The sequence below is a fragment of the Methylobacter arcticus genome, assembly GCF_050917435.1.
GTDB lineage: Bacteria > Pseudomonadota > Gammaproteobacteria > Methylococcales > Methylomonadaceae > Methylobacter_A > Methylobacter_A titanis.
This window is the reverse complement of sequence record NZ_CP159583.1, coordinates 1,990,947-2,005,758: the sequence shown is the minus strand read 5'-3', so window position 1 is coordinate 2,005,758 and position 14,812 is coordinate 1,990,947. Positions and strand designations below refer to the sequence as shown.

General features: G+C 47.3%; 15 protein-coding genes. 8 read left to right on the top strand and 7 right to left on the bottom strand.

The genetic code is table 11. The features are described 5' to 3' along the window. Positions 1–153: 153 nt before the first annotated feature. Positions 154–498 carry a hypothetical protein gene (locus ABXJ76_RS09650; protein ID WP_432740225.1) on the top strand — a complete coding sequence of 115 codons (345 nt, stop codon included), beginning with the start codon at positions 154–156 and terminating at the stop codon, positions 496–498. A 193-nt stretch (positions 499–691) separates the two neighbouring features. Here the strand turns inward: ABXJ76_RS09650 and ispG are convergent, their stop codons facing one another. After that, on the bottom strand, positions 692–1,909 hold the full coding sequence (gene ispG, locus ABXJ76_RS09645) for a flavodoxin-dependent (E)-4-hydroxy-3-methylbut-2-enyl-diphosphate synthase (protein ID WP_432740223.1): 1,218 nt from the start codon (positions 1,907–1,909) through the stop codon (positions 692–694). A gap of 87 nt (positions 1,910–1,996) precedes the next feature. On the opposite strand from ispG, the gene ABXJ76_RS09640 reads away from it, so the two are divergent. Next, entirely contained in the window at positions 1,997–2,725 is a 729-nt protein-coding gene (locus ABXJ76_RS09640; protein ID WP_432740222.1) for a metallophosphoesterase, read from the top strand. Positions 2,726–2,912: 187 nt separating this feature from the next. Here ABXJ76_RS09640 and ABXJ76_RS09635 read toward each other — a convergent pair whose 3' ends face one another. From ABXJ76_RS09635 to ABXJ76_RS09625, 3 genes are all read right to left on the bottom strand, one after another. Further along, positions 2,913–3,347, bottom strand: coding sequence for a putative iron-sulfur cluster-binding metallochaperone (locus tag ABXJ76_RS09635; protein WP_432740220.1), 435 nt, complete (start codon positions 3,345–3,347; stop codon positions 2,913–2,915). 16 nt (positions 3,348–3,363) lie between these two features. Continuing rightward, the gene (locus tag ABXJ76_RS09630) at positions 3,364–4,074 is read right to left on the bottom strand and encodes a MerT/CopZ fusion-like heavy metal transport selenoprotein (protein ID WP_432746403.1); all 711 of its coding nucleotides are present in this window, start codon (positions 4,072–4,074) and stop codon (positions 3,364–3,366) included. Between the two features lie 97 nt (positions 4,075–4,171). After that, the gene (locus ABXJ76_RS09625) at positions 4,172–4,576 is read right to left on the bottom strand and encodes a MerR family transcriptional regulator (protein WP_432746401.1); all 405 of its coding nucleotides are present in this window, start codon (positions 4,574–4,576) and stop codon (positions 4,172–4,174) included. 516 nt (positions 4,577–5,092) lie between these two features. On the opposite strand from ABXJ76_RS09625, the gene ABXJ76_RS09620 reads away from it, so the two are divergent. Continuing rightward, complete coding sequence (locus ABXJ76_RS09620) at positions 5,093–6,076, top strand: CobW family GTP-binding protein (protein ID WP_432746399.1); 984 nt, start codon at positions 5,093–5,095, stop codon at positions 6,074–6,076. Positions 6,077–6,130: 54 nt separating this feature from the next. On the opposite strand, the gene aqpZ is transcribed toward ABXJ76_RS09620, so the two are convergent. Further along, entirely contained in the window at positions 6,131–6,820 is a 690-nt protein-coding gene (gene aqpZ, locus ABXJ76_RS09615) for an aquaporin Z (protein WP_432746397.1), read from the bottom strand. 339 nt (positions 6,821–7,159) lie between these two features. On the opposite strand from aqpZ, the gene hrpA reads away from it, so the two are divergent. From hrpA to ABXJ76_RS09590, 5 genes are all read left to right on the top strand, one after another. After that, the gene (gene hrpA / locus ABXJ76_RS09610; protein WP_432746395.1) at positions 7,160–11,056 is read left to right on the top strand and encodes an ATP-dependent RNA helicase HrpA; all 3,897 of its coding nucleotides are present in this window, start codon (positions 7,160–7,162) and stop codon (positions 11,054–11,056) included. Between the two features lie 42 nt (positions 11,057–11,098). After that, positions 11,099–11,299 (top strand): hypothetical protein, encoded by a 201-nt coding sequence (locus tag ABXJ76_RS09605; protein WP_432746394.1) that lies wholly within the window; start codon positions 11,099–11,101, stop codon positions 11,297–11,299. Continuing rightward, complete coding sequence (locus ABXJ76_RS09600) at positions 11,296–11,556, top strand: hypothetical protein (protein ID WP_432746392.1); 261 nt, start codon at positions 11,296–11,298, stop codon at positions 11,554–11,556. The genes ABXJ76_RS09605 and ABXJ76_RS09600 overlap by 4 nt, the downstream gene beginning before the upstream one ends. Before the next feature lie 101 nt (positions 11,557–11,657). Continuing rightward, complete coding sequence (locus tag ABXJ76_RS09595) at positions 11,658–12,230, top strand: CAP domain-containing protein (RefSeq protein ID WP_432746390.1); 573 nt, start codon at positions 11,658–11,660, stop codon at positions 12,228–12,230. Positions 12,231–12,495: 265 nt separating this feature from the next. Next, positions 12,496–13,431, top strand: a complete 936-nt coding sequence (locus ABXJ76_RS09590) for an HD-GYP domain-containing protein (RefSeq protein ID WP_432746388.1) — start codon at positions 12,496–12,498, stop codon at positions 13,429–13,431. Between the two features lie 187 nt (positions 13,432–13,618). Here the strand turns inward: ABXJ76_RS09590 and ispA are convergent, their stop codons facing one another. Both ispA and ABXJ76_RS09580 read right to left on the bottom strand, forming a co-directional pair. Then, complete coding sequence (ispA, locus tag ABXJ76_RS09585) at positions 13,619–14,515, bottom strand: (2E,6E)-farnesyl diphosphate synthase (protein WP_432746387.1); 897 nt, start codon at positions 14,513–14,515, stop codon at positions 13,619–13,621. Continuing rightward, a complete protein-coding gene (locus ABXJ76_RS09580; RefSeq protein ID WP_432746385.1) occupies positions 14,508–14,741 on the bottom strand; it encodes an exodeoxyribonuclease VII small subunit in 234 nt (77 codons plus the stop codon). The genes ispA and ABXJ76_RS09580 overlap by 8 nt, the downstream gene beginning before the upstream one ends. Positions 14,742–14,812 lie beyond the last annotated feature (71 nt).

The following is a 14,812-nucleotide window of genomic DNA, read 5'->3' as shown; positions in this document are numbered from 1 at the left end:
TAGAAAAGGGATTGTGATTCGTCACAGTCCCTTTTTTTGTTTAGTCGTGCAGTCACACCGTCGGTCGAGTTAGCGTATATATAACCGACATTTTTCGCTTCGAGGCATTAAATGATGTCAGTCAGTCCACAAATAACTAGCCGTAAATAAAAAATGATCAGCGACAGTGAAAAAATACAAATAGCTAAAAAATTCGCAGAGTTATATCAAATGCAAATTACAACATGGACGCCTACTAAAGATTATCTGTCAGATGATGATCGATATTTGACAGTTTATGACAGTCTTATTATGGGCGTTTACGGTGATTGCTATGGCGTTAACGCCGAGTATGATGAGGATGATAATTTAATACAAGAAGCCACTGAATTTGAAGTTGAGATTGAAGGGTTTGGATCAGCAGCGGAGCAGGCGGAAGTATTCTGTTTTGAAATAACCAGTAAATCGACAGGGGCAAGTAAATTTATTGAAGAGCATGGCAGGCATGGTGATTGGTAGTGCCTGTAGGCCGAGTTAGTGGTAGTAGCCTAACCCGACAGTATTCGGTTACGGCGCAAAAAGACAGGCCTCGGCAATTGCTTCTGCATTGCTCCACCTCCTGAATAACCCACAAGGACGTGGGGAATGCAGATTTTGCATGGAGCAAAAATCTGTCCATGCAGTCGTCACCCCCGTCCCTATGAAAGCCGCTTTACGGCGCGTAATGCGTTTCAATATAGCGTTGCACGATTTCCTGAAACTCTTCAGCGATTCTGTCGCCTTTCAAAGTAACCGTTTTTTCGCCATCTTCATAAACCGGCGCTACCGGGGTTTCGCCGGTGCCGGGCAGGCTAATGCCGATATTGGCGCTTTTACTTTCGCCAGGCCCGTTGACCACGCAACCCATAACCGCTACTTCCATGGTTTCGACGCCCGGATATTGGCTGCGCCATACCGGCATTTGATCGCGTAAATAGCTTTGAATATCCATCGCCAGCTTCTGGAAATAATCGCTGGTGGTGCGGCCGCAACCGGGGCAGGAGATAACCATGGGGGTGAATGAACGAAAGCCCATAGTTTGCAAAATTTCCTGGCCGACAATCACTTCCTGGGTTCTGGATGCGCCGGGTTCTGGCGTCAGTGAAATACGAATGGTGTCGCCGATGCCTTGCTGCATCAATACCGATAAAGCGGCGGCCGAAGACACGATGCCTTTGGAGCCCATGCCGGCTTCGGTCAGTCCCAGATGCAGTGCGTAATCGCAACGGCTGGAAAGGTCTTGATAGATGTTGATCAGTTCCTGCACATTGCTGATTTTGCAGGACAGGATGATTTTGTCTTTGCCCAGTCCCAGTTCTTCTGCTTTAGCGGCGCTTTCAAGTGCCGACAGTACGATTGCCTTGCGGGTAACGGCGGCCAAAGGTTCGGGTGTTTTCAGGCTTCTGTTTTCATCCAGTAAGCGGGTCAATACTGCTTGATCCAAACTGCCGCCGTTGACGCCGATACGTACCGGTTTGTCATACTGGCAGGCAAATTCGATCATTTGCTGAAATTGCGGATCACGGCTCTTACCGCGGCCTACGTTGCCCGGATTAATTCGGTATTTATCCAGAGCCTGGGCGCAGTCGGGGTATTTTTCCAGCAGTTTGTGACCGTTAAAATGAAAGTCGCCGACGATCGGGGTCGAGTTGCCTTTTTTATCCAATTGGTTGCGAATTTCAGCAACGGCCGCAGCCGCTTCTTCGGAATTGACCGTGATGCGAACAATCTCGGAACCGGCGGTGGCCAGTTCGATGATTTGATTAACGGTTGCCGTAATGTTGGCGGTATCGGTATTGGTCATGGACTGAACAACGATTGGAGCGCCGCCGCCGACTTTAACGTCGCCGATTAAAACTTGATGGGTAATTTTTCTAAGGCTAATAGACATATAAAAAATCTTTTGAAAAAAGTTACAGTGATCGGGAAGAATGTTGTTAAATTATACGCCGATACCGGCCATTGAATAGAGTTTAGTGTGAGGATAAATTATTTTTCCGACGTACATTTGGAGTTTGGAGTGCTGGAAGCGCCTGATAATGATGCTGACATCATTGTCGCGGCCGGTGATATAGGTGTCAGTACGCAAGGCATAGACTGGCTTAAGGCATTGAGTAAGCCGGTTATTTATGTGGCCGGGAATCATGAGTTTTATACGCAGGAATATCGGCAAACGTTACGTTTGATCCGTAAACAATGTGAGGGCAGCAATGTGCGCTTTCTTGAGAACGACAGTTTTATATTTCAGGGTGTGCGTTTTTTAGGTTGTACGCTCTGGGCCGATTTGTTTGTTGAAGGAAATGAAAAAGCCGAGGCTTTAGGCAAGACTATAAACGATTTCAGGAAGATTCAATTCGCCGATAAGCCTTTTGATGCGTTACTGTTTAGTCATTTGCATCAAAGCTCGAAGACATGGCTTGAGCAGGAATTAGCCCAGCCATTTTCAGGTAAAACCGTCGTTGTAACCCATCACGCACCGTCTCTATGGAGCTGGAATGATGCGGCTTATGCGCTTAAGAAACTGGCTTATTGCAGTGATTTAAAACCATTGTTGCATGAATACGAGATTGCCGCCTGGTTTCACGGTCATATTCACAGTCAGGTAGATTATCGTATAGCGGGGGCCAGGATACTGTGCAATCCCAGAGGCTATTTCGGGACAAAAGTCGTACCTGGATTCGATCAGAACAGGATAGTGGAGATTTAGGCTGAGGCTGTGTTGTCGTAAAGGATTACCTGCAGGCGATATTTAAAGATAGTCACAAGGCGAAAAAAACTCTGCTTTAAATTAGGGGTAATCTCAGCATTCGGAAAAATAGTACGCTAAGGCTTCGGAGTGAATCTATAGCAGGTTTGTGCGTATCAGGTTGATGTTAGCCCTATATGAGCGTGTCTCAATGACTTTTTTCCAAATATTTAAAATTCGCTAAACAGCACTGGCCTGACGGGTTCCTGATTTCACAGGCACATTCCCGAGCTTTGGTGCGTTGCATAACAAAATCTTTTATCGGTTCCGCACGTTGAGCTTTTAACGCTGATAAATACTGCTCGGCGTCAATATCAAAGCAGTAACAAAGTGCATCGTTTTGAATGGCTTGATAGCTTCTTAAATGCTGTTTGGGAATAGTGTTGCCTGCACTGGAAAAGTAGCCAACTGAGCATGTTTTTGCAGGGCAAAAATAATAGCTGTCAGTGATGATTGACTGATTCTCGGGAAACCTGACCTGATGGTAAAGCGTAGACATGCCGACACTTTTACAAGTGGAACCGCATTCAGGACAAATCTGTTTGGTTTTGGTGGATGTATTTGGGCAGCAGCAATCAGACATAGATGTATCTTTGGCTTTATCGAGAAACCGGGATGACAAGGGTTCCCGGATAACCGGCATCGGTCGTGGCTTTGATCAAGGCTGTACTATCGGTTTTTATGCCATCGAAAGTGACCACAGCCGTTTTGGAATCGTACTCGACAGTCACTTGCTGTACACCATCGACTTTCTGCAAAGCTTTTTTAATGGTGACTGTACACATGGCACAGCTCATGTTTTCTATATTCAGCGTCACCGTTTGCTGTTGGTTTGGCGGTGCAACAGTTGTTTCAGCATAGGCCGTCGGCACCCACAAAGTGCCCGGTAACAACAGGCTTATAAATAACAGTCCGGATTTAATTCTCATATCGGAATCCTCTCAAGCCATGAAATAAGGCGCTAACCAGGGAAAGGCCAGCAGTATCAAAATGAATGCAGAACCCAACCAAAAAATTAGGCGTTGTCGGCGTTGGATGTCCGATGTGGCGCAGATTTCGCCTGCCTCACAGCGGTAAGGCGTTAGATAGAGTTTTCGATACCCGAGTCCTATAAAAAGCAGGGTTAAGATAATGAAAAATGGACGGACCGGTTCCAGTGCCGTCAACGTGCTCATCCAGGCTCCGCCAATGCCTAAAGATAAAAGTAAAAAAGGCCCGACACAGCATGCCGAAGCCCCTATAGCGGCTAAAAGGGCGCCGATACCAAACCATGACGGGGTGTTAATGGGTGTTTCAGGGTCTGTATTCATGCGAATCTCCTAAACCAAACAATGCTCAATGTTGGCAAGAAGTTTAAACCCTGTTGTTTAGAACAGAGTCAAGTGGGCGGTGGTGTCTTACTTAAAATCAGGGTTTGGTTGATGCATCATCGCTAAACGCATCGAGGATAGCGCAACGCGCGGATGGAGTTGTCTGCTGACAGTCGTTGACCAGAGTTCCCAATACCTGACGGAGAGCTGTTAAATCTTTGATTTGTTTATCGATCTGCTGGCATTTCTGCTCGGCGAGTTGTCGTACATCAGCACAATGCGCCCCATCAAGAGATAATAAAGTGGCAATTTCCTTCAAGGTAAATCCGGCCTGTTGAGCGCGTTTGATAAAGCGTATTCGGGTAATCGCATCAGCCGAATACGATCGATAACCGCCATGGGGTTTCTCTGGTTCCGTCAGTAAACCAATGCGTTGATAGTGACGGATGGTTTCGATGGTGACTTCGGTTTGTTTGGCAAGTTTGCCAATTGTTAGGTTCATACCGTTACCAGTAAGTAAAATCAGATGGCATTGTATCCTCATGGGTAAATTTTTCACTATTGATGGCGCAGATACCGGATATTTTCATTTATTGTGGCCTTTATTCAACGTTACGATTCACATATTTCAGGAGGAAGAGGTCGTATCAATCAGATACCAGGATTTCACCTTGAGCGACTTTTAACGCAAACCGCGCCTTGTTGCAGTCGGCAACAGCCTGCAACTAGTCGATCTGCGCCTGCAGGTAAAACTGTTGCGACTGGAATACTTCAAAAGGTTTGACGGTGCCCAGTTTTTTTTCCGTTCGATGCTTTGGCTCAAGGCCTCCGCAACGATACAAGCGCAATTTGACTTTCGTATCAGACGCGACATTCAAGCCTATTACGACCGGTTTTATAATTTAAGCCCGGATAATTTTGCGGTCGGGGATGTTAGTTTTAACCAAACTGACGGTGAGCGTTTTGTGATGCATAATTGCGGACAACCTTATCATGCGATTTCGGGAGATTAGACGAAATGAACAAAAGCAAAATCATCGAGCGCATTCCGGTCATCGTCATCAGCGGCTTTTTAGGCAGTGGCAAAACCACGTTGCTTAACCGTCTGTTGCAGCATGCACCGAAGTCTGCGGTGATTATCAATGAATTCGGAACCACACCGATTGACCAACAACTGCTCAGAGATCACAACGTGCCGATGTCGGTGTTGGCTGGAGGTTGCTTGTGTTGCCAAATTCGTGGTTCATTAACGCCGGTATTAAAAAACCTGCGCATGGCCTGGGAGGCTAAGACCGATAAACCGTTTGATCGAGTCATCATCGAAACTAGCGGCGTCGCCAATCCCGAACCGGTACTGGATACCCTGTTAAGGGAACGCTGGCTATCAGCCCGTTATCATCTGCAGGGAGTGATTGCGACGGTGTCGGCAGTCACTGGCGCAGAGTCTCTTGAGCGTTTCACTGAAGCTCAAGCGCAACTCGGCTGGGCAGATACGGTAGCGCTCACCCATGGCGATTTAGCCAGTACGGCACAACTGGCGGCGACCAGCGCCTGGCTTGATAAACTGGCACCGAGTGCTGTCAGATTGAATGTCGTGCAGGGGGCGGTAGCGCCTGATTTATTACTGGGGTTGTCAAAGAAAATTCGCCCGCTAGGTCAAATGCAAAATGATGTCGAGCACCGATTTAACAGCATCAGCCTTCAGCTGGATGATCCTATTGCCTGGCCGCGCTTACAGATTGCGCTGAAGTCTTTACTTAACAAACACCCGCAGCAGTTAGTACGTTTAAAAGGCGTTGTTTTTACGCCTGAATCCCCTGAGCCGTTATTGATTCAGGGTGTTACCAATAGGCTTTATGCGCCTGTCCGGCTGCCCGTTAGATCGATCGATGACGGTAAAGGTCGCTTGGTGTTTATTACCGAGGGCGATGTAACGAGTTTGGCCGAAGATTTAATGGCTATCTTGCGTAAAAAGGAGACCCATTCACTAAGCGAATTTTAAGATCAGGTATCGCTTGAGTATTTTATGTTGATGGGAAAATGACAGTGTTCAGCCTTATTCTTCCGCGCTACCTATGAAGCGGTAGATTAAAGCACCGAGTACCGCGCCAATGATCGGGGCGAGCCAAAACAACCACAGCTGTCCAACTGCCCAGTCACCAACGAAGACGGCGACACCGGTGCTGCGTGCAGGATTTACCGAGGTGTTGGTTACAGGAATACTGATCAGATGAATCAGGGTAAGGCAAAGACCGATAGCGATAGGCGCCATTCCCTGGGGTGCGCGTTTGTCGGTCGCACCGAGAATAACCAGCAAAAACATCATGGTCATAACAACTTCAGAGACCAGGGCCGCAAGCAGCGAATAACCTCCTGGCGAATGAGCGCCATAGCCATTGGCAGCGAAACCCGCTGAAACATCGAACCCGGCCTTACCGTTGGCGATAAGATAAAGAACGCCTCCGGCAACAATCGCGCCCGATACTTGAGAGATGATATAAGGCAGTAACTGGTTTGCCGGGAAACGACCGCCAGCCCATAGTCCGATAGAAACAGCCGGATTGAGATGGCAACCGGAGATATGTCCGATTGCATAGGCCATGGTAAGTACGGTTAAACCAAAAGCCAGAGAAACCCCGAGCAAACCGATGCCGACATCAGGAAATGCCGCTGCCAATACAGCGCTGCCACAACCGCCAAGCACCAGCCAAAATGTACCTAAAAACTCTGCAGTATATATTTTCATAAGTCTATCCTTTTTATGCTTTTGACAATGATGTTTAATAAGTGATTATTTGGTTCTCTTCTCCGCATTTAAAATATCAATAGTCCAGCGGGTTAAGCAATTAGTATAAGAACCTATAAGCACTCATTCAGATGATGTAGCGGCGGAATACCGAAGCTTCCAATACAAACAAAATACAGCCTGGTACTGGGGGTTTAGCTGATAACACATTATTTCCATGAACCTTGGTTGATTGATTTTTTAGATACTTTAAATAAGCCTGAATAAAGCTAAGGGTCTGATAAAGTTAAAAACAGATAAATTAACGTATAATGGTCTTATTTTATCCGGCTGTTTTTAATGTCCAACCCCGATCTTATCAAGCAACTCACCCATCAGTTAGCGCAGTGTCTTAACCAGGACAGGCCTCTATTAAAACGGCAGTTAGACCGCTGCCGCAGCAAATATTCAATTGAAGAATTAAATGTGCTGGCAAGTAAGATTGAAAGATCAATCACCGCCAGGAACAAGCGCCTTGCCAGTTTTCCGGTGCTTACCTTTCCTGATTTGCCGGTTGCCGGCAAAAAAGATGACATCGCCACGCTGATACAAGAGCATCAGGTGGTGATACTGTGCGGCGAAACCGGTTCCGGCAAGACCACCCAATTGCCCAAGATTTGCCTGTCGATAGGCCGAGGTGCGGCAGGTTTTATCGGTCATACTCAGCCTAGACGGATTGCCGCGCGTACTGTCGCCGACCGCATCGCCGAAGAACTCGGCGAACCGATGGGCAAATCGGTCGGTTACAAAATCCGTTTTAACGATAAAACCCACGCCGAATCGTTAATCAAACTGATGACTGACGGTATTTTGCTGGCCGAGTCGCAAAACGATCCTTATTTAAACCAATACGACACCATCATCATCGATGAGGCGCATGAGCGCAGCTTGAACATTGATTTTTTGATCGGTTACATGAAATGGCTGCTGCCAAAACGCCCCGATTTAAAGCTGATCATCACCTCGGCAACCATCGACACCCAGCGTTTTTCCACGCATTTTAATAACGCGCCGATTATCGAAGTGTCGGGGCGGACATACCCTGTCGACATGCGTTACCGGCCTATCGTTCCTAAGGAGGAAGCGGACGGCGAAAAAGCAACAGACGAAACCGGCGATGAATTGCAAAACGCGATATTGGATGCCGTTGATGAGCTGTATCGCGATTTGCGCGGCGACATCCTGATTTTTCTCAGCGGCGAGCGCGAAATCAGGGAAACGACCGATTCGCTGAGAAAGCATCACCCGACTCAATATGAAATTTTGCCGCTGTATTCAAAACTCAGCGTCAGCGAACAGGAGCGGGTATTCAATCCCAAAGGCGGCAAGCTGCGCATCGTGCTGGCGACCAACGTCGCGGAAACTTCATTGACGGTTCCGGGCATTCGTTGCGTGGTCGACACCGGTCACGCGCGGATCAGTCGTTACAGTCATCGCAGTAAGATTCAGCGTTTGCCAATCGAGCGCATTTCGCAATCCAGCGCCAACCAAAGGGCGGGGCGTTGCGGTCGGGTTGCCGAGGGTATTTGCATCCGGCTGTATTCGCACGATGATTATCTGGCGAGGTCTGAGTTTACCGAGCCGGAAATCATGCGCACCAATTTGTCTGCGGTTATTTTGCAGATGATGTCGTTAAAGCTTGGCGATATTGAAGACTTTCCGTTTCTGGAGCCGCCCGAAGATAAAATGATCCGCGACGGCAAAACCGTGCTGCATGAAGTTAATGCGTTGGATAAAGCGGGCAAGCTCACCGAAGTCGGCAAACAGCTGGCCAAATTCCCGACCGATCCCAAGCTTGCCCGAATGCTGATCGCGGCCGCGCATGAGCATTGCCTGACCGAAGTTGCGATTATCGTTTCCGCGCTGAGCGTGCAAGACCCGAGGGAAAAACCCGCCGATAAAATGCAGCAGGCCGATGCCAAACACGCGGCTTTTCGTCATCCCGAGTCCGATTTTTTAACCATTTTAACTATCTGGAATACCTACGAGGAACAGAAAAAACACCTGTCCAACAGTAAGTTGCGCAAATACTGCACCGATAATTTCCTGTCTTATATGCGGATGCGCGAGTGGTTCGACATTCACGCGCAAATCATGCAGGTGGTTAAAGGCGATTTAAAAATGCACCCGAACACCGATGATCCGGGGTATGAAAAAATCCATCGCGCCCTGTTGCCGGGCTTGTTGTCCAATATCGGCTTTCGCCATGAGCAGTACGAATACCTGGGCGCACGCGGCCTGAAATTCTTCATATTCCCCGGTTCCGGGCTGCATAAGCTCAAACCTAAATGGATCATGGCGGCGGAGCAGGTCGAAACCAGTAAAGTTTATGCGCGCAATGTCGCCAGAATCGAGCCGGAATGGATAGAGCAATGCGCCGAACATTTGGTCAAGCACAACTATTATGATCCGCATTGGTCAAAGAAAGGCGCGCGTTGCATGGTGTCTCAACGCACTTTGCTGTACGGCTTGACGCTGCAAACCGGGCGCAAGATTCCCTATGACCATGTAGACCCAAAAGCTGCCAGGGAGATTTTTATCCGCTCAGCGCTGGTCGATCATGATTACCACAGCAATGCGCCGTTTTATGTCGCCAACCAGAAACTGCTCGAAGAAGTGGGCATGATTCAGCATAAAGGCCGCCGGGTCGATCTGGTCGAGGACGAGCAATGGCTTTATGAATTCTACGACAGCAAACTGCCGCCCGAGATTGTCAGCGGCGTTGCCCTGGATACCTGGCGTAAAACAGTGGAACGCGCCAATCCCAAAATCCTGTTTCTAACCAAGGAGGATTTGACGCGTGAGCATGAGGAAGACTATGTCAACGAATGGGATTTCCCGGACAGCAAGAAGGTCGGCAACCTGACCATCCCGTTGCAATACCGCTTTGAACCCGGCCATGATGAAGATGGGGTCACGGCAATCATCCCGGTGCATCAATTGAATCAGGTTTCGCAAACGTCCTTCGACTGGCTGGTGCCAGGACTGCTGGAAGAAAAATGTATCGCGCTGATTAAATCCCTGCCCAAAAACATCAGGAAACATTTTGTGCCCGTGCCTGAAAAAGTCAAACAGTGTCTTGAAATCGAGCCGGATTTTAAAGGCGCGTTGCAGGAATGGTTGGGCAACCGCTTAAGAAAACTGACTGGCGAGGCGATTCCGTTAAACGCTTGGAATACCGAGACTTTGACCGATCATTTGAGGATGAATTTCAGGGTCATAGACGATCAAGGCCAGCTGCTGGATTACGGGCGCGACCTGAAAAAATTGCAGCTCAAGCATACAGTCAAAGCCGGGGACAGCTTCGACCAGATTGCCGCCGACGAGCTGAACTATACCGGCTGCATCGGCTGGGCATTCGACGACCTGCCGGAGACTTACCGGTTTGTCCAGAATGAACAAGCTTTTGTCGGCTACCCCGCGATCATCGATGAAGGCGATGCGGTCGGCGTGCGCATTTTCGACACCGAGCAAAAAGCCGCGTTACAGCATCAGGCCGGATTAATGCGCCTGTTCCAGCTGCAACTGCGCAAGGAATGCACCTATGTAACCAAAAACATGCCGAAGTCGGCGGTCGCAGAACTGACCTATAACCGCTTGCCGAAACATCCGCTTATCGGCGAAGACGCGAACGTATCGTATAAAGACGACCTGCTTTATTTAGTGCTGTACGGAGTGTTTATTGAGAGCCGAATTATTCGCACCCAGCAGGCTTTTGAACAAACCTTGCAAGCCAATAAAGCCGGGCTGATCAACGCCGCCAATGAAGCCGGGAAAATCGCGCTGGAAATCATGGAACTGTACGGCACTATCAAAACGCAACTGAACCGCCTGAATGCCAATGATCCGCTGGCTAAAGATATTAACGAGCAGCTGGATTTGATGATTTATGCCGGATTTATCCGCAACACGCCTTATCAGCAGCTCAAAGCCATTCCGCGCTATTTGAAGGCCGTACAATACCGGCTGGATAAACGGGATAACAATCTGCAAAAAGTTCAGGAAGTCAGCCGTTATGCGATACGGTATTGGAAGGATGTAGAGAAGAAAGCCAAAAAAGACAAGGTTATCCCGGAACAAGACCCGTTCCGCTGGATGCTGGAGGAACTCAGGGTGTCGCTGTTCGCCCAGCAGCTTAAAACGGCCTATCCGGTTTCTGTAAAGCGGATGGATAAGGCTTGGGATGAGAAAGAGTGATTTGTAATATAATGCTTTAACGAAAACATTTTGGAGTAATTTATGACTTCTATCCAAGCTATTGAACAGGCGGTTCAGCAATTACCTGCACACGAGTTGGCTGAGTTTCGCCGGTGGTTTGCTCAGTTTGATGAGGCTGTTTGGGATGCGCAGATTGAAGCAGACGCTAATGCAGGAAAGCTTGATGCACTGGCTGCTGAAGCTTTAGCTGAATATCACAATGGCACGACGCGTGAGCTTTGAAGCATTTTACCTCTTCAAAGTTTTGGCAATATTTCGATGCGTTGCCAGCTAATATCCAGCAGCAAGCGCGTAACAGCTATGAGCTGCTCAAACAAAATCCGCATCATCCCTCGTTACAATTCAAACCCGTTAAAAATGGGGCGTTTCGTAGCGTTCGCGTTAGCTTGGGTTATCGCGCACTTGGAGTTCCAGTCGAGCAAGGTGTGCAGTGGTTTTGGATTGGCAGTCATGCAGAGTACGATAAATTACTCGCTTAATTATGCATAAGGCAAGATCTGACACTTTTTTTGCTTTTTTCCGAGTACCGAATGTCCCTTTACGTTTTCCTTATTTACGCCACTATTCCCGTATCAACATTATGAAACGAATTTTATCCATGCTCATTTTTTGCCTCGGCCTTGCTCATTATCCGGTAGCAGCCGATGCTGGCGCGCCGCCGGAGATAACGGCTGCTGATCTTGAACGCCGAATTCATCAACAAATAAACCGGGTGCGACAAAATCACGGATTGTCCCAATTGGATAGGGATGAGCAACTCGCCGACATCGCCCGCAAGCATAGCAGCGACATGGCGAGCTATCATTTTTTTAGTCACACGAATTTGCAGGGGGAAGATCCCGTCGAGCGAGCTAAAAATCTGGGATGGAACAAGAAAAAGCAATACGCCCCTAATGCTTGGGCAATCGGTCCGGGTGAAAATATATTTATGAACCATCTTTACGATAAGGTCGTTACGACGACACAAAACGGGGTCATGGTAAAAAAAGAATATCTTTGGAAAACTCAGGAAGAAATTGTGCAATCGACCGTGCAGGGTTGGATGGAAAGTCCGCCGCATCGAAAAAACATCCTGTCGCCAAACTACGACCAACAAGGCATTGGGGTCGCTATTTCCGGATCCGAAATTTATGTCACGGAAAATATGTTTTAACTTTATCGCTGGGCGCTTTAGAAAATGTAAAAAGATTCCAGGTCTTGCATTTTTCCTTGTTGAAAACAACAATGTGTTCCTATCCGGTTTGTCGCATTCCCACGGGCTACGTGGGAATGCAGTCAAGGTGCGTTGCGCCGCGATTCGTGGTCACAAATGCACTGTAAACAACCGTAGCGCGTAGCCTGGATAGAGCTTGCGGAGTTCATGGTATTGTGAATCTGATATGAGTTGTCATCAATAAATCATCAAACAAAATAAACAAATGAAAAAGAAAGTTGAGACGTATATTGAACGGTTTAAGGCTGCGATCCAGTCTCTTGAGCATGCCGATGAGCGTATAAAAAAACAAGATATTGATTTCGTCAGGGCACTCTCACGTATTGTCGAAACGCACCCAGGTATTAAAAGCGGCCGGTCAAAATATATCGCTGAAAAAGCCTTGCTGATTTCCTGTGTATTGGATATGAGCACAGAAGAGAAGAAAGATATTTTTTATGCCGCATTGCTGATGCAAATCGGTAAGATAACTTTGCCGGATAAATTACTGACTAAACCTTTCTATTCAATGTCTGTTGTCGACAAATACCGCTATTTAGGTCATTCAGTTGAAAGTGAAGTTTTATTGCTTGGTTTGACACAGTTTGCAGGGGCGACTACTTTAATCCGGCATCAATATGAACACTATAATGGTCAAGGCTTTCCCGATGGCTTGAAACAACAAAACATTCCATTAGGATCGCGTATTCTCAGTGTGGTCAGTGACTATATCGAGTATCTTGAGGGTTCAATGACCGGTAAGGTCATGTACGCTGACGCTGCACTCAGTCAATTAATGATTCGGAAAGAAAGTTGTTATGACCCTGATATTGTCGATATTTTTGCTAATGTACTCAAAGGGGCAACTGTTGAGGAGCTCAAAGAGGCACTGGCTAAATCGAAACTGCTTGCTGTGGCTACAGAACGATGGCGTAAAGGTTTTGTCATGAATAGCCAAAATAAACCTATAAAACCCATTTCGATTGTTGAAATTGCATTGCCACAACTGAAAATCGGTATGAAAGTGGATAGAATCTATTTTGGGGGACAGCTTTATATTAGAAATTGTGTAGTGGATCAATCAATAATTGATAACGTCACTAAATTAGCAAAAAATTACGGTAACAATCTTATTATTAAAATTTGCCTGGACGTTAAATAATTTATCTAAGGTTTATTCTGTTATGCACTTAAACACAAATCTGCTTCGACAGATTTGTGTTGTTTGATGTGCATTCAACGCAACCACTCAATCCTTAAAGAAATCATTTAGCTGCTCGGTATTGTGGTGAAGAAGAGATTTCAATCGGTCTAAATTTCTTCTAATCCTATGATTTTCGGATAGCCTCCTAGTGATCCCGCTGAATAATATAAAGCGATAAATCGCGCAATAAATCAGCTTCGCTGCCGAAAATACTCAGGTTTTCCAGTGCTTGCTCATGCAGTTCCTGCGCTTTTTGTTTGGCCCCGGCCAGACCCAACAGGGCAGGGTAGGTGGGTTTGTTGTTATCCTGATCTTTGCCCTGGGTTTTGCCCAAGGTTGCGGTATCGCTTTCTTCGTCGAGAATATCATCCTTAACTTGAAACGACAGACCTATGCATTTGGCATAGTTGTCCAGTTTTTTGGCAATATTGGGATCTATATCGGCTTTCGCCAGCGTAGCCATGTTGACGCTGGCGCGAATCAACGCGCCGGTTTTGTGGATATGCATGTTTTCAAGTTCAGGCAGCGTCAAGCTGGTTCCTACCGATTCCAGATCGATGGCTTGACCGCCTACCATGCCCTGGGAGCCGCTGGCTTTGGTTAAAGCGGCAATCATTTTCAAACGGCCTTCAGCAGTTGCAGTGATGCTGGGATCATTGGCCAGTATTTCAAAAGCCAAAGCTTGCAGCGCATCGCCGGTCAAAATAGCGGTGGCTTCATCAAAAGCGATATGGCAGGTGGCTTTTCCGCGTCTGAGATCATCATCGTCCATCGCCGGAAGATCGTCATGAATCAACGAATAAACGTGGATGAATTCGACAGCGCAAGCCGGGCCGTCCAATGCTTCCGGGGCAATGCCCAGCGTTTTTCCGGTGCAATAGGTCAGCATGGGGCGCATGCGTTTGCCGCCGTCCAGCACGCTGTAGCGCATGGCTCGATGCAGCTTTTGCGGCAGTATGGTTGCACTGGGAAGACGAGCCTCTAAAGCTTTTTCCACGCGGGTTTGACAAAAATCAAGATAGTCTTTTAACGCATTACTCATCGGTAAATGGCTCCAGGGTTTGAGTGCCGTTTTTTTCAATTAGGATTTGAACTTTCTGCTCGGCCCCTTGCAGGGCTTTTTGACAAATTCGGGTCAGGTTAACCCCGCGTTCAAATGACTTTAATGAGTCTTCCAGCGAAAGTTCGCCTTGTTCAAGCTGGTTAACCAACTGTTCAAGTTCGACGAGGGAGTCTTCAAATAAAGTCGTGGTTTTTTTTTTCGGCATGAGATAAAAATATTTTTAATGATACGATAGTAAAGATGCAAGCTTAAAGGTACACGGTGCAAGGTTTTTTC